Origin of the sequence: uncultured Psychrobacter sp. (assembly GCF_947495825.1) — a bacterium.
Taxonomy (GTDB): domain Bacteria; phylum Pseudomonadota; class Gammaproteobacteria; order Pseudomonadales; family Moraxellaceae; genus Psychrobacter.
Window position 1 is genome coordinate 105,184 of the sequence record NZ_CANMAH010000003.1, and the last position, 23,417, is coordinate 128,600.

Sequence of the window (23,417 nt, forward strand, 5' to 3'; positions counted from 1 at the left end):
ATGCTTAAATAGGGGTATTTTTTTGCGTCAGTTAAAAACTCTTAACTAATAAAGGCATACAAGCAGCAGGTTTACTGGCGCATCAGACTTAGTATTAACAAATTTAAGGGCTATCATGAGTAATACACAGCTATCTGATTTACATACCTTGAATATTGCTACCCGTCAAAGTCCACTTGCGCTCTGGCAAGCAGAGCATATTCGCGATCGATTGTTAAAGCTATATCCAGAGCTGACAATTAATCTACTAAAAATCGTCACTAAAGGTGACAAGATATTAGACACGCCATTGGCAAAAATAGGCGGTAAAGGCTTATTCGTCAAAGAGTTAGAGCAAGCCCTATATGATGGGCAGGCAGATATTGCGGTACATTCACTAAAAGATGTCCCCATGCAGCTACCTGAAGGACTGACACTAGGGGTTTATTGCAAGCGCGAAGCTCCGACCGACGCCTTTGTCTCTAATACTTACAATAATATTGATGAGTTGCCACAAGGTGCGATCGTCGGCACCGCAAGTTTGCGCCGTCAATGTCAAATCAAAGCCTATCGTCCAGACCTACAAATTAAGACCTTGCGCGGCAACGTTGGCACCCGCCTAGGTAAACTTGATGCAGGCGATTATGATGCCATTATTTTGGCAACCAGCGGTTTACAACGTATTGAGCTTGATGAACGTATCCGCGGTGAGCTGGCTATCGATACTTGTTTGCCAGCCGTTGGTCAAGGAGCGTTAGCCATTGAGTGCCGCCAAGACGATACCAACGTATTGGAGCTACTCGCTCCCTTAAACGATGACAAAGCTCGCATTCGCCTCATCGCTGAGCGCGCTTTAAATCGTCATCTAGAAGGTGGTTGCCAAGTTCCGATTGCAGCGTATGCCGTATTGCAGACGGATGAAACAACAGAAGCTACTACCGTTTATGACAACGATGATAACGGCAATCATTTATGGTTACGTGGCCGTGTTGGGCAAGCAGATGGTAGTGAATTGCTCAAAGCTGAAAAGCGCATCGTATTGACTGGCACGCAAGCGGAAAAAGAAGAACAAGCCAATCAGTTGGGTATTGATGTCGCCAAAATGTTACTGGTTGACGGTGCAGGGGCTATCCTGTCAGCGATCTATCACCCTGAAACTTAAATACTGTTAAATACTGTTAAATACTGCTGATATAAGCAGCAATGCGCTGTGCTATATACTGCTAATGTAGATAGCACGCTGTTGTACCGATTTTAACATTTACATTTTGATATCTACTTTTTAATATCTATGATAGCCGTATGCAACTATACGGTACTTTAAGCAGTGGTAGGCCTATGTCACGCGCATTTTTGTCTCAGTCAACGAATGATTTATCATCACCAGTCGTCATCAATACTCGTCCAATAGAACGTGCAGCGCCATTGACAACGCATTTGCAAGATGCTGGCTTTAGCGTTGTCGATATGCCAATGCTGACGCTTGCGCCGCGAGTAGTAAGCGACGCGGATATCGATTTGATGCAAGACTGGCTAGCAGGTAGTTATGACGCGCTTGTCATTGTCAGTCCTACTGCAGCCGCATCAGGATTGGCCGTATGGCAAGCCCTTAAGCAGACAACAGCATCATCTGTTGATGGTGCGTGGTCAGAGTCAGGGACGACTTATCCTGAACAGCCACCAAGTCATCTAATTGCAGTGGGTGAAGCGACAGCGGCTGTACTACAAGATTCCAAGTTGCCGTTTAATTATCAGGTATTACAGCCGATGGTCGCCAATAACGAAGGCATGCTAGCAATGCCTGAGATTGAGCGTTTGCAAGCTGGTGATAAACTACTAATCTGGCGCGGCTTGGGAGGACGGCGATTATTGGTCGATACGTTAAAAGCGCGCGGTGTACATATTGACAGTATTGCATGGTATGAGCGTACCCAGCCTACCGATGCAAAGGCAAACTACCAGCAATGGGTTAAGCAGTTTGTTGACCAAATGAGTGGTCAAAGTACTAATCAAAGCACCAGTCAATCGCAGCAGACTGCACAAGCATCTAAGCCTATCGTCATCATCAGTAGTGGTACAGCGTTTGAGCATTGGACAGCCATCGTTAAGCAAACGCAGTCAGACTTAGATGCCGCCTCAAAAAGTACGTTATTACCGACCTTGATGGATTTTAACTACGTGGTATTAGGTGAGCGCCTAGCCAACATGGTGGCAGCAGAGCAATTACACTATTGGCAAGTAGAAGATTTGTCTCCTACAACTATCTCGGCTGCTATTAAGCAGGGCAGGTTGATAGCCATAAAATAGTAAGCCTGTCTTGTTCGTTCATTTTTATATGTCATTAAAACTATCGATAACGGTACCGCTTTATGTCAACCAAGTCTAAAGATTCTACAGCGAATGACTTGTCGGTAAATCAGCAACAGCGACAGGCACGTATGTTGTTATTACGCTTACAATGGCTGTTTATTTTGTTATTGGTTATCGCTTTGGCTTGGTTATATATTACTCAGCAACGTTTTCAAAACCAAATCAATGAACGTCTACAAAGTAATGAGCATATGGTCAGTCGTCTAAATGAGATGGATGACCGTCTATTTGCCATCAGCCAACGAACGCTACCAGAGCCAAGTAAAACGACAAATAGCCAAGCACAAAATCAACTAGATTTATTGCGTATTCAAATACAAGCAGTCGATAGACTCATAGCAGACAACAATTATCAAGGAGCAATTGATTTATTACGGGGTCTATTATGGCAGTTGTCGCAAGATAGTAACGAGATATCGCCAGCATTGACTATCATGATTAAACAAAGCTTAACCAAGGATATCGAGCGTTTACAAGCACAAAGCTCACAGCCTAGCCCTTGGCAGCTACAAACCTTAGCTATTCAGAATGTTCAAGAGTTTTTGCACCGTTATGTGCGTACCAGCAGTCAGAAAAACAGCGCGATGTTAACTCGTCAGCAATTAGCTGGTCATGAAGTCATTATGATTTTAAATTTAGCCATTCAAGCCAGCAACATGCGCGAGCAAGATCAGCTGATTGAATACTTAAACCAAGCACAGGCGCAGTTACAGACTTTGGTCAAAGATACCTCTTCTAGCTCGCAAACGAAACCTAGTACATCATCACAATTATCATTTATGGATAACAAGCCAACGACTAAGCAGCAAAAGACTCCGATGACGATGGAGTCACCAGAGGATATTGTAGAGGCAATTACTTGGCTTGATAAGCTAATCGCTAACACACCCAAGCCCACGCCTTTATTGACTACTCAAATGTTGGATAAGCCTGAGCACAAATAGACTTTTAGTATGAGACTGTCAGTATACTCAAGCATTTTGAGCGCTGATACTCTCATACATTTATATGTGGGAACCAAAAATTAAGGCAAATTATGGATAACATTAATCACTCTACACGCTTAACAGCAGACATGCCAACCGATAGCTATCCTGCAGATCTGGCCCATTATCCAGTCATGCATACCCAGCCGATACATTGGGGAGAGATGGATGCTTTTAATCATTTAAACAACGTCGTGTTTTATCGTTATGCTGAGTCGGCGCGTATTGCTTATTTGCAGACCTTGGGGATGTTTGATGGCAATATGGTGACGGTATTGGCCCAGTCAAGTTGTCAGTATCTACGTCCAGTTTTTTATCCAGATACCTTGCTATTAGGGGTACGCTGTCAACGTTTGGGCACAACCAGCATCGTGATGGAATACAGCTATTATAGCTGTGCGCAGCAAACCATAGTCGCGACTGCTGAAGCAGTGATAGTCCGGTTGGACAGTGATGGCAAGACCAAACTGCCATGGACGAAAGAGGAGCGTATGCATTTATTAGCGCTCGAACAAAAGGTTGGTCATACCCCTCAATTATAGTGCTCATCTTTTTTAGTTTATAAGCTGATAGTGAGATAAATAGTAAAAAGGCACACTAATCATCATTAGTGTGCCTTTTTTTAGGGCATTATTTATAAAGGTTCGATACGGCCTAATCTTAATTAAGCTCTATAATCCAAATAGACTTACTGTTGACCCTCTTGTTGCAAGTCTTGTTTGGGTGCTTGAACAAAGTCAATAACATTCAATTCAAACCCTGATAGCGCATAGAATTTCATCGGTGAAGACAAAAGACGCATATCGCGCACACCTAAATGACGCAAAATCTGTGCGCCAACACCGATACTGCGATAAGGCTGCTGAGCGATGGTTGAGAGCGATTGGTTTTCAGATGCTTTATCTAGTGCCTCACCTAAATCCACAGGTTGATGGCTACCAATCCAAACTAAGACACCACGATCTGAAGCACTGATTTCTTCTAAAGCGGATTGGACGCTCCATCCGCCGCGACCTGTGGTATCGTTTTTGGCTGCAAATAAATCGCGTAGCGGGTGAAAGCCATGTACACGTACCGTACTGACACCTTCGCTAACATCACCTTTGACTAAAGCCAGATGGGTCTCATCAGCACCGAATTCACGGAAACGATGCAAAGTAAACGTACCGTATTCAGTCTCAAATGGATGCGACTCAATCTCTTCTACCGTTTGCTCATTAGCGATACGATAGTTGATAAGATCGGCGATGGTGCCGATTTTGAGATCGTGTTCTTTGGCAAATACCTCAAGATCATCACGGCGTGCCATCGTACCATCATCATTGATAATCTCTACAATGACGGCTGCAGGTTCAAGTCCTGCTAAGCGCGCCAAATCACAGCCAGCTTCGGTATGGCCAGCACGGTGCAATACGCCGCCGTTTTGTGCCATGATTGGGAAAATATGCCCAGGTTGGACGATGTCTTCTGGCTTTGCCGCTGACGACACCGCTGCTTGAATAGTACGGGCCCGATCCGCTGCAGAAATACCAGTAGTCACACCCTCAGCCGCTTCAATAGAAACGGTAAAGTTGGTACTAAATTTTGCTTCGTTACGATCTGACATAAGCGGTAATGCAAGCTGCTGACAGCGCATTTGTGACAAGGTTAGACATACGAGGCCACGAGCGTGGGTGATCATAAAGTTAATATCTTCAGGACGGACATGAGTGGCTGCCATGATGATATCACCTTCGTTTTCGCGGTCTTCATCATCCATCAAAATGACCATTTTACCAGCGCGAATATCTTCAATAATTTCAGGAATCGTATTTAAACTCATAAGGGATCTCAATGTTTTAATATTTATCAATATGTGGAGGGATAAAGATTATCTGCCTATTGTAGCAGATAGGCTAAAAAGCTGTGACTATCGTTACTTACTCGTTGGTGCTTGGCTCTTAAGCCAATCCATAAACTGCTTACTATGCTGTTCGCGCTGATTGTCTGCATACTCATAAAAACGTGTGCCCACTAGATTGTCAGGCAAATAAGTCTGCGGATAATAATGATTGGAGTAGTTATGTGGATAAACATAGCCTTTACCATACCCCTGCTCTTGCATAAGTTTGGTCACCCCATTACGCAAATGCAGCGGTACAGGTGAGGCGTCTTTTTCTACCAGCGACATTGCCGCATTGATCGCATTATAGGTGCTATTACTTTTGGCACTGGTCGCAAGATAGACCACGACTTGCCCTAGAATAATGCGCGCTTCTGGCATACCAATCGACTGCACACTACGCAGCGCAGCATCAGCAAGCAACAGCGCATTAGGATTGGCATTGCCGATATCTTCACTGGCCAAAATGACCAAGCGCCGAGCAATAAAGTCGGCAGGCTCGCCGCCGACAAGCATTCGTGCCATCCAGTATAAAGCGGCATCAGGATCAGAACCACGTACAGATTTTATCATCGCTGAGACGATATCATAATGCTGCTCGCCATCCTTGTCGTAGCGCACTAGCGCAGTTTGCGCCACTCGGCCCACTAGCTTATCATCAATGATAATAGGCGACTGCTTTGGGTCGGCGGTTTGTACCGCAAGCTCCAACAGGTTTAATGCTTTACGTGCGTCGCCATGTGCTAATTGACTAATAAAATCTTGCGCTTGCAAATCAATAGATAGCGTTTTTAATACCGTATCTTCTGTGATAGCGCGCGTTAGTACGGCCGCGATTTGCTCTGTATCGAGTGGCTCTAAGCGATATACTTGGCAGCGTGAGAGCAGGGCATTGTTGACACTAAATGATGGATTTTCTGTCGTTGCGCCAATCAAAGTAATATCACCAAACTCGACAGCGCCTAATAACGCGTCTTGTTGAGCTTTATTAAAACGATGAATCTCATCAATAAATACTACTGGTGACTCAAAAGCTAATGAATCTTTACTATCTAACACTTCACGTAATTGCTTCACGCCAGTATTAAGTGCAGAGAGTGCGTGAAAAGGACGCCCAACTGCATCAGCCAAGAGCATGGCAATCGTCGTCTTACCAATACCTGCCTCTCCATGCAAAATTATCGAAGGCAGATGATTTTGCTCGACCAAGCGCCGTAGTGGTGCACCTTTTGCCAATAAGTGCGCTTGACCGATAATTGCATCAAGAGCGGCGGGGCGCATGCGCTGGGCAAGTGGCGTATCAGCATGAAAATTAAGGGCCATAAGACTCTCTATATTTTTATAAGTAACTGCCTATAAATTCGCTACAGTGACAAGCATTTGCTATCTCATATTTACTGTCTGTGTAATACTCGTTTTACACCATATAAGTAGCAGCCAAATTGTAATACTGTCATTATTTAAAGTTAGCTAAACAACAGTTTGCGATAGGTTTTTGATAATTTTTGTGTCATAAAAGCATATAGATTATGTTGTGTATGCTTTTATTTTATAGTCATAGACTCTATGTATGACTTATACATGCATCTATTGGTTAATTGGCCAAAGACGCTAGATTTTAATCATGGAGATAATCATGACCTACTCCATAAAGCAGTTATTGAGTCACAGGCGATGTTTATCAAGTCGTTTTGTCAAGCGATCACGCAAGCTTAGTAATGGGGAAACTAAGCTTGCGCGTTCAGTCTTTGGCGATAGTATCGATCTTGATGCAGTCCAATTGAAAACGGCATGGTGGGTACTCAAAAATTATGCAGTCAGTCCTAACGGAAATATATACTTTCACCCTGAAGACTGGGTGGCTGATTTTAGCAATGCTAGCCTCAGCAAGCAAAGCTGGCTTATTCATGAGCTCACTCACGTTTGGCAGTTGCAGCAAGGTCTAAAAGTAGTGCGCGGCGCTATTATAAATCGTCGTTATGAGTATGACTTAAAGCTTGGCAAGCCCTTTTTTAAGTATGGTATCGAACAACAAGCACGTATGGTTCAGGACTATTTTATCCGCTATCAGCTGGGCAAGGACTGTCAAGATTTACAAGCTTGTATTCCTTTTTTGACGCCAGAGCCAGACATTAAGGATGATAAATCGTTCACAGTTTAATCCACAACTCAGACCTTATAATGGTTATTATAAAATATAATTGTCTTGGTAATGAGGGTTGGCAAAATAAAGATAAACCATAAATTGTATTTGCCATATTTGTTTTTAACAAAGGAGCTATACCTTGATATTTAAGTTTTGGAATTCAAAGCCTGAAGCGGTTGATAAAATTGGTCAAACAATTACCAGACATAAGAGTGCTAGATTCTATTCATTGCAACCAACCAATTTAGTAGCAGCGATGCTGGCAGGTGCGCTATTACTGACTGGCTGTCAGCAGCAAACAGACTCTACGGTAGTAGATGACGATAGTCAAACAAACGCTCAAACTGATAGCGAAAACACCAAGCCTGCGCCGTTAAGTGCTTCGGCTAAAGCACGTATAGCACAGTTTCAGCCACTATACGTCACTCAAATGCAAGGGTTGCAGCGACGTTTGCAAGCAGAGTATGAGGCGCTACAAGCAGCTGATGCTTCTGATAGTGCCACCCCGTCATTACTCGATGGCGCGTCTGAACCCGTAGAAAATATAACGGACCAAAACGACACCAACGCTAGTGCTGATATTAGTGCCAATACTAGTGCTGATGATGCTTCCAACGCGGTAGTTAATGAAGCTAGCAGCGATGCTGAAGCTGAAATAAACGTCAGTACGGAAGTAGGAGAGCGAGATCTAGAAGTATTAAAGCGTATCAGTCTTGAGCCGCGCAAACCTGAAGTACTGACAGAAGAACAAATCATCGACCTTTATCAGCAAGCCATGCAAGCAATATATCAACCAGCAGCTACTACACTTAGTGCGCAAAATGCGGATACCTTGCTCAATATTGTCACTTTAGTACCGCAGTTATTTGAACATGCAGAGATTGCTGAGCGAGTAAACGTAAAGAGTCCTGCATTGGCGCGCCTGATTATCCAGCATCAAGTATGGCGACAGATAGAAGCGCAACAAGCTCAAGATATGCAACAAATGAAACTCGCGCAGCAGCAAGAGTTTGAAAGTTTGATGACAAAATTTAATGAGACCATCAAAGACTACGATAAGCAGATTGCTAAATATGAGCAAACCTTGCAAGAGTTTCAGTAACTGTTTTCATCATTCTACATCATTTAGACAATCATAAAAAATCCCGCACAGTGGCGGGATTTTTTATAGCTTTATTGGCTACTAGCTATAACAGCTATTAGGTGTTACTTACGATCTTCAACTTTAACAAAATCGCGCTTAGTCTCACCAGTATATAACTGACGTGGGCGACCGATTTTGAACGGTGCGCTATGCATCTCTAACCAATGGCTGATCCAGCCAGAAGTACGAGCCAATGAGAAAATCACGGTAAACATTGACGTTGGAATACCAATGGCTTTTAGGATAATGCCAGAGTAAAAGTCAACGTTTGGATACAAGTTACGCTCGATGAAGAACGGATCTTCTAGAGCGATTTTCTCTAGTTCCATTGCAAGCTCAAGCTTAGGATCGTTGATGCCTAATGCGCCCAATACTTCATCACAAGTCTCTTTCATTACTTGTGCGCGTGGATCAAAGTTTTTGTAGACACGGTGACCAAAGCCCATTAGCTTCACTTCACGGCTCTTCACTTTTTCCATGAACTCAGGCACATTTTCGACAGTACCGATTTCGTCTAACATCTCAAGTACCGCTTCGTTGGCACCGCCATGTGATGGACCCCATAACGCAGCAATACCAGCAGCGATACAAGCATATGGGTTTGCACCAGTAGAACCTGCTAGGCGTACCGTAGAGGTTGAAGCGTTTTGCTCATGATCAGCATGTAGAGTAAAGATTTTGTCCATTGCTTTAGCAATCACAGGGTTTACTTTGTAATCAACATCAGCAGGCGTGGCAAACATCATGTAGACGAAGTTTTCAGCATAATTAAAGTCATTACGCGGATACATGAATGGTTCGCCTTGCGAGTATTTATAACTCATCGCTGCAAGCGCTGGCATTTTGGCAATCAGACGAATAGCGGTGATCTCACGATGCTCTTCGTTGCTGACATCTAAGCTTTCATGATAAAACGCTGATAGCGCACCCACGACCCCAACCATAATGGCCATTGGGTGAGCATCACGGCGAAAGCCTTCAAAGAATTTACGCAGTTGATCATGAACGCCTGAATGCTTGCGGATTTTTTCAAAAAAATCTGCTTTTTGTTCTTTGTTAGGTAGGTCGCCATGAATAAGAGCATAGGCAACTTCTAAATACTCAGCGTTGTTTGCCAACTCGTCAATAGGATAGCCGCGATGTAGTAACTCACCTTTACCGCCATCAATGAAAGTGATCTTTGATTCGACAGGAGCTGTGACCTTAAACCCTGGATCATAAGACCAGTAACCGGCTTCTTGCAAAGCAGCAACATCGATAACTGGGCGACCTAGTGTACCGTTAATAATAGGAAGTTGGTATTCCTTACCATCTACTGTTAATGTGGCTTCATTGTTTGACTTGATGTTGTCAGCCATAATTTCCTCTCCATTGGTTTTAGCTTGTTAGAATAAAATACTAACGACATCTATCTTCGTGTCGTTATATGAACAAATATGGATTTAACTAATTTAAGATTGAGGCTATGTTACCAGTAATTTAATGCAATTAGAAAAGAGTTTTAGCAGCTATACCGCTAATTCACGTGGTTTCAGGGTATTTCTATTAGGTAATTTTTGTATCAAAATATGTCTGTTGGCTTATTTAGCGCAAATTCGACGTTTTTATGAAAGAAGTAGGAAAGCTAGTAATTTGATAGAATTTGACTCTTTTTGTCTATTTTGCTGTTTTAGGTTTTATGTTGATGCCGTCAAAAACGCATAGCATATGACCAGTAGCACAATTTGATCTTAATTATTATCGTTTATGAAAAGGTAAGGTTGCGTCAATTTTATTACAAATAATAGGTTTTGTGTTAAAACCGCCACGATTTTCACTATTTGAGGGATAAATTTGTAATTGTCGGCTAGCCATTTTATAATGGCATGATTTGACTGATGCTAATCGCATATTAACGAATATTGATTACCGTGCGTACGTTTATTAAGTACCAAATCGAACGATATTTTGCTAAATTGAATACGTAAATTTGTAGTCATAACAATAGTTTAAAGTCTTGGTGCTGTCGTTGTTTGTTCTATTTTTATATTGTTCTTAAGTCGGTTTGTTGTGGAGAAGGCAGTCAAGCGATCTTGCCTTGTTATACTAAGAAACCAATTAAAAATAGACCAGTTAACTGTACGTCTCACAAGACAGCTAACTATTATGAAGAAAAATCCTTAGTACTAGTAAAACTGGTATTCAAAATTTAAAGCTAGTAAACATAGTATTTAGTATTTTAGATATTAATTTAGACAGACAAAACAATCGTTTCAATTAAAGCATAGCCATATAATCAATTCGCAAATTATTATCATTATATAAGCATGTTATATGAGTACTATGATTACTGACAACGAGCGAGCGCTGTCTCAGTAGTATAAACAGTGAATCGTAGATGTTTTACATGTTGAATGCATATTAATGCTTAGCGTAAACTAGCACAGTCAGCTAGCTCTTCCTTACTTTATTCGTCTCATGTGTTGCTGAACGTTTAGTAGGATCGTTTCCTACTTAGCGTTGCTAGTAGATACAGGAGTATAACCGCAAAAAGGATGCCCGCTGTGAAAAGCAACCGACCTATTGATCTGCCTTTGAGCCAAGTGATGGCTGTTAATCGCTCACCGATTGCGATAGCTTCAATTCTACATCGTATATCTGGCATTATTCTATTCTTATTAATCCCTGTCATGCTTTGGTTGTTACAGACCTCTCTTGCGTCACCTGAGAGCTTTGCAACCGTATTTGATAATGTTTTCATTCGCTTCTTAGCATGGATATTCGTTGCATCGATTGCATATCATTTTGTAATGGGTATCAAGCATTTATTTGCTGACAACGGTAACAACGAAGAGCTGAAATCAGCACGTATGGTGTCTGTTGTCAGTTTAGTAATTGCAGCGATTCTAATTGTCGCGTCATTTGTATGGGTGATGTTCTAATGATGAAAAATGATTCAGGAATCAAAAGTGCTACAGGACTAACAGGACTAGGCACACGTGATTGGGTAGTCCAGCGTATTAGTGCCGTCGTCCTAGCAGTCTATAGCGTCGTGTTACTTGGCTTCTTTTTGATGCATGGTAACGTGACTTTTATCGAATGGTCTGACTTCATGACCAGTTTGCCTATGCGTCTATTCAGTTTGGTTGCGGTACTTGCACTTGCTGGCCACGCTTGGGTCGGTATGTGGACCATATTCACTGACTATATTACCTCTGGTAAGATGGGTGAAAGCGCGCCAAAACTACGTATGGTATTACAAACCTTAATGATTATCGCCATTTTAGTTTATCTATTCTGGGGAGTTATGATCTTTTGGGGTAGTGGCTTCGGTGTTGTGGCTGTTTAATTATTATAGACCTCTCATTTTTAGACGCTACGATGACAGACTGTACAGTTAACTTTAATCGCTTTTAACGCCTTTAAAAGCAGTCAGTCAGTGGCCATATTAGATTCATCATGTTGTATTGTGCGGATGTACAGTGTCGATTAGACGTATTTATAATTATAAAATACGCGACATCATGTGGTGAGCACCGTTACAAAGCTTATTGAGCGACAGACATCCTAAGCTGAGTATGATGAAGAATATGCAAATTTTAGTAAGTGGTTAAAGGTGGTCTACAAATACTACTAGATTAATGAGCATGGTCAAAAGACGCTTAGAGATCTGACGTAATATCTGATTGGACTTCCTTATATTTACTTCACAAGCATTAGGAAAACCGTAATGGCAACAAGACAAGATAATACCATTAGTAACATCAAAACCTTAAATTACGATGCAGTCATCGTCGGTGGTGGCGGTTCAGGTATGCGAGCTTCACTACATTTGGCTGAAGCGGGTATGAAGGTTGCAGTTTTGACCAAAGTATTCCCAACCCGTTCGCACACAGTTGCAGCGCAGGGCGGTATTGGGGCAAGCTTAGGTAACATGAGCAACGACAACTGGCATTTTCACTTTTATGACACGGTAAAAGGCTCAGATTGGTTGGGTGACCAAGACGCTATCGAGTATATGTGCCGTGAAGCGCCAAAAGTCGTCTATGAGCTTGAGCACATGGGTATGCCATTTGACCGTAACGAAGATGGCACGATCTATCAGCGTCCATTTGGTGGTCATACGTCAAACTATGGCGAAAAAGCCGTGCAACGTGCTTGCGCTGCTGCTGACCGTACAGGTCACGCGCTCTTACATACGCTATATCAAAAAAACCTGCAGCAAGGTACTGAGTTCTTCATCGAGTGGATTGCGCTTGATTTGATCAAAGACGAAGCGGGTAACATCAATGGTGTGGTAGCACTTGAGCAAGAAACAGGCGCGGTAGCTGTGTTCCAGACACCGATTACAGTATTAGCGACTGGCGGAGCTGGTCGTATTTTTGCGGCGTCTACTAACGCTTATATCAACACTGGTGACGGTATCGGTATGGCGGTTCGCGCTGGCATTCCATTGCAAGATATGGAGTTTTGGCAGTTCCACCCAACCGGCGTTCACGGAGCAGGGGTGCTGTTGACAGAAGGTTGCCGCGGTGAAGGCGCCATCTTACGTAATAAAGACGGCGAAGCTTTCATGGAGCGTTATGCGCCAACGGTTAAAGACTTAGCACCACGTGATCTTGTGTCACGCTCGATGGACCAAGAGATCAAAGAAGGTCGTGGCTGTGGCCCAAATGCCGACCATATCGTTATGGATATGACGCATTTAGGGGTAGATACCATTATGAAGCGCTTACCATCGGTATTTGAGATTGGTAAAAACTTTGCAAACGTCGATATCACTAAAGAGCCTATTCCAGTTATCCCAACCATTCATTATATGATGGGCGGCATTCCTACTACGATTCATGGTCAAGTGGTTGTACCAGACTTAGAAGCGGGTAAGGATGAAGACGGACTTTATGCAAAGGGCGATGTCGTCAAAGGTCTGTATGCTATTGGTGAGTGTGCGTGCGTTAGTGTCCATGGTGCCAACCGTTTAGGTACCAACTCACTGCTTGATTTATTAGTATTTGGCCGTGCAGCAGGTAAGCATATCGTTGATGAATATCATCATGCTGATCATAACTACAAGCCGCTTGACCCGCATGTATTAGACTTTACTGTACGTCGTTTGGATAAATTGCAACAGTCTACAGAAGGCTACAATGCGCAAGACGTGGCAGATGAGATTCGTGCAACCATGCAAAAGCATGCAAGTGTGTTCCGTACGCAAGCTTTAATGGATGAAGGAGTCGAGAAAATCTTGGCGCTTGGTGACAAGGTTGAAAACATTCATCTAGCAGATAAGTCGCAAGTGTTTAATACAGCGCGTATCGAAGCATTTGAAGTTGCCAACCTTTATGAAGTTGCTAAGGCCACAATGATATCGGCAGCTAATCGTCATGAGAGCCGCGGCGCTCACAGTGTTGCTGACTATGATCGCCCAGAAGATGATGATTACGCACCAAACGGCCGTAACGATCATGATTGGATGAAGCATACTCTATGGTATTCTGAAGGCAACCGTATCATCTATAAGCCAGTTCGCAAGGTTCCATTAACTGTCGATTATGTCGAGCCAAAAGTTCGCGTTTATTAATTTTATATGACATATATTTTATGTACGTATAGGATTACCGTTTTATCCCTTATTAATTTATTAAAAAGGTGACCGCTAGCTACAAGCTTATGCCAGTGCGATGATGAAAATTGAACAACAGCGCTGGTATGATGCACATTTTGTATGCCCGCCATCACCTACGTGTGGAGTTTAGCATTATGAGCCGAGGTACTCGCACCATCGAAATCTATCGCTATGATCCTGACCAGGACACAGCGCCGCGCATGCAAACTTATACGATTGAGCTACTTGAGTCAGATCGTATGTTGCTTGACGTATTATTACGCTTAAAAAAGGAAGATGAAACCATCACTTTCCGCCGCTCATGCCGTGAAGGCATCTGTGGTTCTGATGGCGTAAACATCAACGGTAAAAATGGTTTGGCCTGTTTGATTAACATGAATACATTGCCTGAAAAGGTAACGGTTCGCCCTCTACCAGGTTTGCCCGTTGTTCGTGATTTAGTCGTTGACATGAACCAATTCTATGAGCAATACGAAAAAGTACATCCGTACCTAATCAACGAGCAGCCAGCGCCGCCGACAGAGCGTCTGCAGTCACCTGAGCAGCGTGAAAAGATGAACGGTCTGTATGAATGCATCCTATGTGCTTGCTGTTCTACCAGCTGCCCATCATTTTGGTGGAACCCTGATAAGTTCTTAGGGCCAGCAGCGCTGCTTAACGCCAACCGCTTTGTGGTTGATAGCCGTGATACTGATACGCAAGCTCGCCTAGCACGCTTGGATGATCCGTTCAGCCTATTCCGTTGCCGCGGTATTATGAACTGTGTATCGGTTTGTCCAAAAGGCCTAAACCCTACTAAAGCGATCGGTAACCTACGTAATTTATTACTAGATCAAGCTGGTTAATCAAATACCCAGGTATTCTTATATATACGAAGACACCGTCTGTTAATCAGACGGTGTCTTTATTGCATGATATGTTCTGTTTGTAGATCAATAAAGTGAGTATTTAACAGTGTATGGCAGCTGAACAGATTATCTGAATCAATGTAAGTCTATACGTACAGTACGTTGGTAGCGTGTAAGGGTTCAAAGATTGGTCGCTATTTACCTGTACAATTTATACACGGTAAAAAGTCTGTTTATTTGACAAGTTATCATATGTTCTTATTGATGATTTGAGTAAATGCTAACAATGCGTTTATTTTTAACAAGCTACTGTCTTTTGGTTTTATTAAAAGTGTGGTTTTTGCTTTGTTGAAGACAGCTTTATAAATAAAGGCAATGTTGCTCAACTTGTCATAAATTTTGAATCATAAAAATGTTATCATAGCGGGAGTTAAAGTATCAAAAACCACTGTTATTATGCTAAGTTTTTAGAAGCTATTAGCGATGCTATACTGACGATACGTACATAATGTTCGTAAAGTGATAATTGTTATTTAATATGTAAATACTTAGTATTGAGCAAACAAACTATGTCAGGTAATTCATACATGTTACCCTATATAGCAGTGTATGCTCATTACAAAAACTCTTTGAAAACATCTGTTAATAGCTGATTGAGAAGAGATTGTCTACTCGATTAGTTATATTGGTGAAGTTTGGACTTGTTATCATCATTGTTCATGCTCATTTATGATATCAAGCAACTATGGGTGAAGCTTAGCATAATCGGCTAATGATCTTTACTGGCAAATAAGAGCGACTACTTACTAGTAACTGACAAATAGTTAGTAACTGGCAAACAGTATTTAACGATGTATACCAACTTTTTTATAAGCTTAGCGTATAATAGAACACACAATAATAAGCACGATTCCATTCATTTATCTATCAAATAGACGATTATTATGAATAGTATAACGAAAGAAGCAGCTGGCGTAGAACATACTGAACTTGCCGCTGACAATGCCCTTTATATCGAATCCCTTTATGAGCAGTTTTTAAGCGATCCAGATAGTGTCGATACGGATTGGCAAGATTATTTTAAGCAATACCAATCTCCCAACGATGCCAAGCATAATGACATTAAAGATCAGTTTTTATTGCTTGCACGTAATCAGACAGCCAATAAAATTGGTCCTATCTCTGATAACTCAACTTCTAGTACGTCAGAAGACTGTGCTGATCCTAAACAAATGGGTGTTCAGCAGCTGATTTCAGCGTATCGTCGTCGTGGACATCGCCGTGCGCAGCTTGATCCTTTAGAGCTGCATCCACGCGCTGCGGTAGAAGACTTAACCCTCGCTTATCATGGCTTATCAGAAGCTGACCTTGATACTATATATCCTACGAGCGATCTTAATATCGGTAAAAAAGAAGCGCCATTGCGTGAGATTATCGAAATTATGGAACGCATCTACTGTCGCCATATCGGTGTAGAATATATGCATGTAACCACCAGTACTGAAAAGCGCTGGATGGAGAAGTATCTTGAGACCAACCTAGGTTATATCAAATTCGACGAAGAAAAACGCTTATCTATCTTGGAGCGTCTGACCGCTGCTGAAGGGTTAGAGAAGTATTTGGCGCGTAAATATACGGGCGTAAAACGTTTTGGCCTTGAAGGTGGTGAAAGCTTTATTCCTGCGGTTAACGAAATCATTCAACGTGCTGGTGGTTACGGTACCAAAGAGATGGTTATCGGTATGGCACACCGCGGACGTCTTAACTTATTGGTTAACGTTTTGGGTAAAAACCCAGCTGATTTGTTTGATGAGTTTGATGGCAAAGTTCAGCCAGAAAAAGGCTCAGGTGACGTCAAATATCATAACGGTTATTCATCTAACGTGATGACGCCAGGCGGTGAAGCGCACTTAGCATTGGCCTTTAACCCATCACACCTTGAGATTGTCGCGCCAGTATTACAAGGCTCTGTCCGTGCCCGTCAAGTACGTCGTAACGACCAAGCTCGTCACAATAATAAAGATGGTAACTCGGTGCTACCGATCGTTGTCCACGGTGATGCCGCATTTGCTGGTCAAGGCGTGGTACAAGAGACGTTCCAGATGTCACAGACTCGTGCTTATACCACGGGCGGGACGCTACATATAGTCATCAACAACCAAGTCGGCTTTACGACCAGCCGTCAAGAAGACTTGCGCTCGACAGAATATTGTACCGATGTCGCTAAAATGGTTCATGCACCGATCTTACATGTAAATGGCGATGATCCTGAATCAGTCGTTTTTGCCGCGCAGCTTGCTCTTGATTATCGTCATGAGTTTGATAAAGACATCATTATCGATTTGTTCTGTTATCGCCGTAACGGTCACAATGAAGCGGATGAACCTTCTGCGACTCAGCCGTTGATGTATTCAGTCATCAAAAAGTTACCAACGACTCGTGCAATATATGCCCAGCAACTGATCAAAGATGGTGTAATTGACGAAAGTGAAGCCAAAAACTACGAGGACTCATATCGTGAGTCGCTAGATCGTGGTGATTATGTGGTGAACTCTTTGGTCAGTGATCCTGATGAGGCGCTTTTTGTGAATTGGAAGCCTTACTTAGGTCACGACTTAGTCGACGATTGGGATACCAGTGTCGATATCGAAAAACTAAAAGAGTATGGTCGCCGCATGGCTGAGATGCCAGAAGGCTATAAGCTTCAACGTCAAGTACAAAAAGTCGTGGATCAGCGTTTAGCGATGCAAACTGGTGAAGAGCCACTTAACTGGGGTGCAGCAGAGACCCTAGCTTATGCCTCTCTCGTTGATAATGACGATATATTGGTACGTATCACTGGTGAAGACGTTGGCCGTGGTACCTTCTCGCATCGTCATAGCGAAATTTATAATGTCAATGATGGCAGTATGTATGTGCCGTTGGCTCATATTAGTGAAAAGCAAGCTCGTTTTGCTACTTACAACTCGTTGCTATCAGAAGAAGCGGTGCTAGCCTTTGAGTATGGCTATGCAACGACAGTACCTAATGCGTTGATCGTTTGGGAAGCGCAGTTCGGTGATTTCGTCAACGGTGCGCAGGTCGTCATTGACCAATTTATCTCTAGTGGTGAGACCAAATGGCAGCGTGTGTGCGGATTAACCATGCTATTACCACATGGCTTTGAAGGTCAAGGTCCGGAGCATTCTTCAGCCCGTCTTGAGCGCTTTTTACAGCTATGCGCTGAAGACAATATGCAAGTCATTACGCCAACGACGCCTGCACAGATTTTCCATGCATTACGTCGTCAAGCAGTACGTCCGATACGTAAACCCTTGATCGTTATGTCACCAAAGAGCTTACTACGCCATAAGCTTGCGACTTCTCAGTTAGAAGAGCTTGCTAATGGCAAGTTTGAGACAGTACTGCCAGAGATTGATGAGCAAAATGCCGATCAGATCACACGTTTGGTATTATGTGGCGGTAAGGTCTATTACGACTTACTTGAGCAGCGCCGCGCATTGGGTCTAGAGCATGTCGCCATCGTTCGTATTGAGCAGCTTTATCCGCTTCCAGAAGAGCGTCTAATTGCTGAGATAGAAAAATACAGCAACCTAAAAGAAATTGTCTGGACGCAAGAAGAGCCACTGAACCAAGGTGCTTGGTATTATTTAGCACCGCATATGTTCCGTATTGTGGTACCGCATCCGACTAGAGCGAAAGTAATGGAGCCAGTAGCACGTCCTCCTAGTGCAGCGCCAGCGACTGGTTCACCGAAGTTGCATGTTCAGCAGCAGCAAACACTGGTTGCCGAAGGTTTAGGCGTTAGTGTCGATGAGTTGGCTGAATAAGCGCTACCAATATAAGATTAATCAATGAGACGATAGCAGTTAGTTCCTATTGCATGGTTAGATTATCAAGAAGTAGACGATGTATGTGGGTAGGTTTTTATTAATAACATACCTTCAAATAGGAAATAACTGTCTATCACGACTTAATAATAAGTAGTAATATCTAAATCTAAGGAGTATATCGATGGCTGAAATTAATACCCCCGTTTTTCCAGAATCGGTTGCCGATGGCACGATTGTTGAATGGCATGTCACTGAAGGCCAACAGGTTAATCGTGATGACCTTTTAGCAGAGATCGAAACTGATAAAGTAGTGTTGGAAGTCGTTGCACCTGATGACGGTGTTGTAACCAAAATCGTCAAACAAGTCGATGATACGGTTGAATCAGCGGACCTAATCGCAGAGTTTGAAGCTGGTGCAAGTGGTAGCTCTGATGCTGACACCGATACTGGCTCTGATGAAGCGCCAGCAGTAGATCCAAATCAACCAGCTGCACCAGTACAACAAAAAGAAACTGGATACGGCGATACCTCAAATCGTCCAAATGCGCCGCACGATGAAGCTGATCATAAAGACCAAAGCCCTGCGGTACGTAAAGCTGCCAAAGAAAGTGGCGTAGATCCAAAGAATGTCGAAGGTAGTGGCCGCGGTGGCCGTGTTACCAAGACTGATATGGCAGATCCAAAGCTAAAAGCTGACAGCTCTATCAAATCTGATAGCGGTCGTCCTGTTGCTGAGTCAGTTGGTGAGCGCACTGAAAAACGCGTACCGATGACACGTTTGCGTAAGCGTGTTGCCGAGCGTTTATTGTCAGCATCACAAGATACTGCAATGTTGACCACGTTTAACGAAGTCAATATGAAGCCATTGATGGACTTACGTACTAAGTATAAAGACAAGTTTGAAAAGCGTCATGGTGTACGTCTAGGCTTTATGTCGTTATTCGTACGCGCCGCTACTGAAGCGCTAAAACGCTTCCCAGCAGTGAACGCGTCATTGGATGGCGATGATATCGTTTATCATGGTTTTTATGATATCGGTGTTGCTGTATCATCAGATCGTGGCCTAGTGGTTCCAGTACTTCGTGATACGGATCGCATGAGCATGGCGGATGTCGAGAGCAAAATCCGTGAGCTTGGCGGCAAAGCGCAAGAAGGCAAGTTAGGTTTGGATGAGATGACTGGTGGTACGTTTACTATCTCAAACGGTGGTGTCTTTGGTTCACTCATGTCAACGCCTATCTTGAATCCACCACAAACTGCTATCTTAGGTATGCATGCTATCAACGAGCGTCCAATGGCAGTCGATGGCAAGGTTGAAATCTTACCAATGATGTATCTGGCCCTATCTTATGACCACCGTATGATCGATGGTAAAGAAGCGGTACAGTTCTTGGTGACTATCAAAGAATTGGTTGAAGATCCATCATTATTACTACTAGACCTATAAGCTTATAAGCTTGTATCGGCCCACACTGATACAAGCTTTTTGCTTTTATACTAAAAATTTATAGATACCTTTTTAAAAGGCTTTATCGTTTATAACATTCAGTCTTTAAGATAATCAATAAGCGCTATATGACACACGATGCTAACTTAGTGTATTGACTAGATAACGATCGGGTGACGTATGGCTTTTTTATTGGTATAGATTGGTATGGTTAGCAACGGTATCTATAAACAAAAACAAAGCTCAAACTAAAATTAGAAAAGGAACGTACTATGAAAGACAATTATGATTTAGTCGTCATTGGCGGCGGTCCCGGTGGTTATGAAGCGGCTATCCGTGCAGGACAGCTGGGTATGAGTGTTGCTTGTATCGAAAAACGTGTTTATAAGGGCGAGCCTGCGCTTGGCGGTACTTGTCTAAACGTTGGTTGTATCCCATCAAAAGCCTTACTTGATAGCTCGCATCGTTATGAAGCGACTAAACATGACCTTGATGAGCATGGTATTAGTACAGGTGACGTCTCTATCAATATCGAACAAATGATAGAACGTAAAGAAGGCATCGTCAAGCAGTTGACTGGCGGCGTAGCAGCGTTATTAAAAGGTAATGGCGTTGACTGGCTACAAGGCTGGGGTACATTAGTTGATGGCAAAGGTAGCGAGAAAAAAGTTAAGTTTACTGCGCTAGAAGACGAAGCGGAAAGTACTATCACTGCTAAAAATGTCATTTTGGCAGCAGGTTCTGTCCCTATCGAGATTCCTGTCGCTAAAACTGACGGAGATCGTATTGTAGATTCGACAGGCGCACTTGATTTTACTGAAGTACCTAAGCGTTTAGGTGTCATCGGTGCAGGTGTGATCGGTCTTGAGCTTGGCTCTGTATGGCGCCGCCTAGGTAGTGAAGTGGTCGTCTATGAAGCGCTACCTGAGTTTTTAGCAGCTGCTGATAAAGACATCGCTAAAGAGTCACGTAAGATGTTTAAAAAGCAAGGCCTCGATATCCGTGTCGATACCAAAGTCACCAATGCTGAAGTACAAGGCGATCAAGTGGTCGTTACTAGCGAAGCCAAAGGCGAGTCATCAGACGAGAGCTTTGATAAGCTGATTGTTTGTGTCGGCCGCCGTGCTTACTCTGAAAAACTACTTGGTGAAGACAGCGGTATTACCTTGACTGAGCGTGGTCTTATCGATGTCGACGATCAATGCAAAACTAACCTCGATGGCGTATATGCCATTGGTGACTTAGTCCGTGGTCCAATGCTGGCTCATAAAGCGATGGAAGAGGGTATGATGGCGGTTGAGCGTATCCATGGTGAAAAGGCGCAAGTCAACTATGATACCATCATCAACGTTATCTACACCCATCCAGAAATCGCATGGGTTGGTTTGACTGAGCAAGAAGCGACTGAAGCAGGCTATGAAGTCAAAACAGGCTCGTTTAACCTAGCTGCTAACGGCCGTGCTTTGGCACAAAGTGAAGCGCAAGGCTCTGTTAAAGTCGTCGCTGACGCTAAGACCGATCGCTTGCTAGGTATGCATGCTATCTCTGCTGGTGCAGGCGACATCGTCCATCAAGGTATGATCGCGATGGAATTTGTCTCTAGTATTGAAGACTTGCAGCTAATGACGTTTGCGCATCCAACGATTTCAGAAGCAGTGCATGAAGCTGCTCTATCTGCAGATGGCCGTGCTATTCACGCCATTCAGCGCAAAAAACGTAAGTAATCGCTAGCGGTTACCGAGTAGGTATTAAGGTATAAATTGACCGTAGCACAGCAAAGCGTCATGACTATGATAATTATGATGACTATGCTTATGATAATGGTTATAACGATGAGTGTTATAACCACTGGGGCTACGGTTATAAGTGCACCATATAAATGTTATCGTGCACTTATTTTCACTTTTTATTAATTGTAAAAAATAAAGGATACAATCAATGAATTTACATGAGTATCAAGCAAAAGAGCTATTAAAAAGCTATGGTTTGCCAATTCAAGAAGGCATCATTGCCCATAGTGGCGACGAAGCTGCAGCAGCCTTTGATAAGACGCCAACTGACATTGCGGTAATTAAAGCGCAAGTACACGCTGGTGGCCGCGGTAAAGCGGGCGGTGTTAAGCTAGTTAAGACTCGTGAAGAAGCTAAGCAAGTCGCTGATGAGCTGATCGGTACTAATCTAGTTACGTTTCAGACTGATGCTGATGGCCAGCCAGTCAACTTTGTGTTGGTTGCAGAAGACATGTACCCAGTACAAACTGAGCTATATCTTGGCGCAGTCGTTGATCGTGCAACTCGTCGTGTAACCTTCATGGCATCTACCGAAGGCGGCGTAGATATCGAAGAAGTAGCACACAGCACACCAGAAAAAATCTTTAAAGTAAATGTTGATCCTCTAGTTGGTTTGATGCCTTTCCAAGCGCGCGACGTTGCGTTCAAACTTGGTCTAGAAGGCAAGCAAATTAATCAGTTCGTTAAATTGATGACTGGCGCTTATAAAGCATTTGTTGAAAACGACTTTGCCCTAATGGAAATCAACCCATTGGCCGTTCGTGAAAACGGCGAAATCGTTTGTGTTGATGGTAAAATCGGTATCGATTCAAACGCACTATATCGTCTGCCTAAAATTGCAGCGCTACAAGACAAGACGCAAGAAAACGAGCGTGAGCTTAAAGCAGCTGAGTTTGACCTAAACTATGTTGCTCTAGAAGGTAACATCGGTTGTATGGTGAACGGTGCTGGTCTTGCAATGGCGACCATGGATATCATCAAGTTGTATGGCGGCAAGCCTGCTAACTTCTTGGACGTTGGCGGCGGCGCAACCAAAGATCGCGTTGTTGAAGCGTTCAAAATTATTCTAGAAGACAGCAGTGTTGAAGGCGTTCTAATCAACATCTTTGGCGGTATCGTACGTTGTGACATGATTGCAGAAGCTATCATCGCTGCTATCAAAGAAGTTGACGTACAAGTACCCGTTGTTGTTCGTTTAGAAGGTAACAACGCTGAGAAAGGCGCACAAATTCTAGAAGAGTCTGGTCTGAAATTGATTTCAGCTCAAGGCCTATCTGACGCGGCTCAAAAAATTGTCGATGCTGTGAAAGCCTAAGTCTTTAAGCATAGTAGTCAAATCGTAATAGTGGTTTTTATAACAAAGAGTGGTTACCAATATCTGGTAACA

General features: G+C 43.1%; 17 protein-coding genes and 1 pseudogene. 15 read left to right on the plus strand and 3 right to left on the minus strand.

Annotation, left to right across the window (positions count from 1 at the left end; genetic code table 11):
• Positions 1–115: 115 nt before the first annotated feature.
• The 4 genes from hemC (at position 116) to Q0895_RS04750 (ending at position 3,877) form a co-directional block, all read left to right on the plus strand.
• The gene (hemC, locus tag Q0895_RS04735; protein ID WP_299185900.1) at positions 116–1,141 is read left to right on the plus strand and encodes a hydroxymethylbilane synthase; all 1,026 of its coding nucleotides are present in this window, start codon (positions 116–118) and stop codon (positions 1,139–1,141) included.
• Positions 1,142–1,317: 176 nt separating this feature from the next.
• Complete coding sequence (locus tag Q0895_RS04740; protein ID WP_299185902.1) at positions 1,318–2,286, plus strand: uroporphyrinogen-III synthase; 969 nt, start codon at positions 1,318–1,320, stop codon at positions 2,284–2,286.
• A gap of 62 nt (positions 2,287–2,348) precedes the next feature.
• Complete coding sequence (locus tag Q0895_RS04745; RefSeq protein WP_299185905.1) at positions 2,349–3,293, plus strand: hypothetical protein; 945 nt, start codon at positions 2,349–2,351, stop codon at positions 3,291–3,293.
• Positions 3,294–3,424: 131 nt separating this feature from the next.
• Positions 3,425–3,877, plus strand: coding sequence for an acyl-CoA thioesterase (locus Q0895_RS04750; protein WP_299186226.1), 453 nt, complete (start codon positions 3,425–3,427; stop codon positions 3,875–3,877).
• Between the two features lie 146 nt (positions 3,878–4,023).
• Here Q0895_RS04750 and Q0895_RS04755 read toward each other — a convergent pair whose 3' ends face one another.
• Positions 4,024–4,593, minus strand: a complete 570-nt coding sequence (locus tag Q0895_RS04755) for a hypothetical protein (RefSeq protein WP_366139912.1) — start codon at positions 4,591–4,593, stop codon at positions 4,024–4,026.
• On the opposite strand from Q0895_RS04755, the pseudogene Q0895_RS04760 reads away from it, so the two are divergent.
• A pseudogene (locus Q0895_RS04760) lies at positions 4,580–4,709 on the plus strand. The gene Q0895_RS04755 and the pseudogene Q0895_RS04760 overlap by 14 nt on opposite strands.
• A 541-nt stretch (positions 4,710–5,250) precedes the next feature.
• On the opposite strand, the gene Q0895_RS04765 reads toward Q0895_RS04760, so the two are convergent.
• Positions 5,251–6,540 carry a replication-associated recombination protein A gene (locus tag Q0895_RS04765; protein WP_299185907.1) on the minus strand — a complete coding sequence of 430 codons (1,290 nt, stop codon included), beginning with the start codon at positions 6,538–6,540 and terminating at the stop codon, positions 5,251–5,253.
• A gap of 313 nt (positions 6,541–6,853) precedes the next feature.
• On the opposite strand from Q0895_RS04765, the gene Q0895_RS04770 reads away from it, so the two are divergent.
• Positions 6,854–7,378 (plus strand): type IV secretion protein Rhs, encoded by a 525-nt coding sequence (locus Q0895_RS04770; RefSeq protein ID WP_299185909.1) that lies wholly within the window; start codon positions 6,854–6,856, stop codon positions 7,376–7,378.
• Between the two features lie 124 nt (positions 7,379–7,502).
• On the plus strand, positions 7,503–8,465 hold the full coding sequence (locus Q0895_RS04775) for a hypothetical protein (protein ID WP_299185910.1): 963 nt from the start codon (positions 7,503–7,505) through the stop codon (positions 8,463–8,465).
• Positions 8,466–8,569: 104 nt separating this feature from the next.
• On the opposite strand, the gene gltA is transcribed toward Q0895_RS04775, so the two are convergent.
• Complete coding sequence (gene gltA, locus Q0895_RS04780; protein WP_299185912.1) at positions 8,570–9,865, minus strand: citrate synthase; 1,296 nt, start codon at positions 9,863–9,865, stop codon at positions 8,570–8,572.
• Positions 9,866–11,041: 1,176 nt separating this feature from the next.
• Between gltA and sdhC the strand changes: the two genes are divergently transcribed.
• From sdhC to sucC, 8 genes are all read left to right on the plus strand, one after another.
• The gene (gene sdhC, locus Q0895_RS04785; protein WP_082637937.1) at positions 11,042–11,428 is read left to right on the plus strand and encodes a succinate dehydrogenase, cytochrome b556 subunit; all 387 of its coding nucleotides are present in this window, start codon (positions 11,042–11,044) and stop codon (positions 11,426–11,428) included.
• A gap of 20 nt (positions 11,429–11,448) precedes the next feature.
• Entirely contained in the window at positions 11,449–11,835 is a 387-nt protein-coding gene (gene sdhD, locus Q0895_RS04790) for a succinate dehydrogenase, hydrophobic membrane anchor protein (protein WP_075103405.1), read from the plus strand.
• Between the two features lie 381 nt (positions 11,836–12,216).
• Positions 12,217–14,067: a succinate dehydrogenase flavoprotein subunit gene (gene sdhA / locus Q0895_RS04795; RefSeq protein ID WP_058367877.1), complete on the plus strand. Its 1,851-nt coding sequence runs from the start codon at positions 12,217–12,219 to the stop codon at positions 14,065–14,067.
• 179 nt (positions 14,068–14,246) lie between these two features.
• Positions 14,247–14,957 (plus strand): succinate dehydrogenase iron-sulfur subunit, encoded by a 711-nt coding sequence (locus Q0895_RS04800; RefSeq protein WP_058367878.1) that lies wholly within the window; start codon positions 14,247–14,249, stop codon positions 14,955–14,957.
• Between the two features lie 947 nt (positions 14,958–15,904).
• On the plus strand, positions 15,905–18,790 hold the full coding sequence (locus tag Q0895_RS04805) for a 2-oxoglutarate dehydrogenase E1 component (protein ID WP_299185928.1): 2,886 nt from the start codon (positions 15,905–15,907) through the stop codon (positions 18,788–18,790).
• Positions 18,791–18,974: 184 nt separating this feature from the next.
• Entirely contained in the window at positions 18,975–20,240 is a 1,266-nt protein-coding gene (gene odhB, locus Q0895_RS04810; RefSeq protein WP_299185930.1) for a 2-oxoglutarate dehydrogenase complex dihydrolipoyllysine-residue succinyltransferase, read from the plus strand.
• A 272-nt stretch (positions 20,241–20,512) separates the two neighbouring features.
• Positions 20,513–21,964: a dihydrolipoyl dehydrogenase gene (gene lpdA / locus Q0895_RS04815; protein ID WP_299185932.1), complete on the plus strand. Its 1,452-nt coding sequence runs from the start codon at positions 20,513–20,515 to the stop codon at positions 21,962–21,964.
• A 214-nt stretch (positions 21,965–22,178) separates the two neighbouring features.
• The gene (sucC, locus tag Q0895_RS04820; protein ID WP_075103333.1) at positions 22,179–23,345 is read left to right on the plus strand and encodes an ADP-forming succinate--CoA ligase subunit beta; all 1,167 of its coding nucleotides are present in this window, start codon (positions 22,179–22,181) and stop codon (positions 23,343–23,345) included.
• The last annotated feature ends 72 nt before the right edge of the window (positions 23,346–23,417 follow it).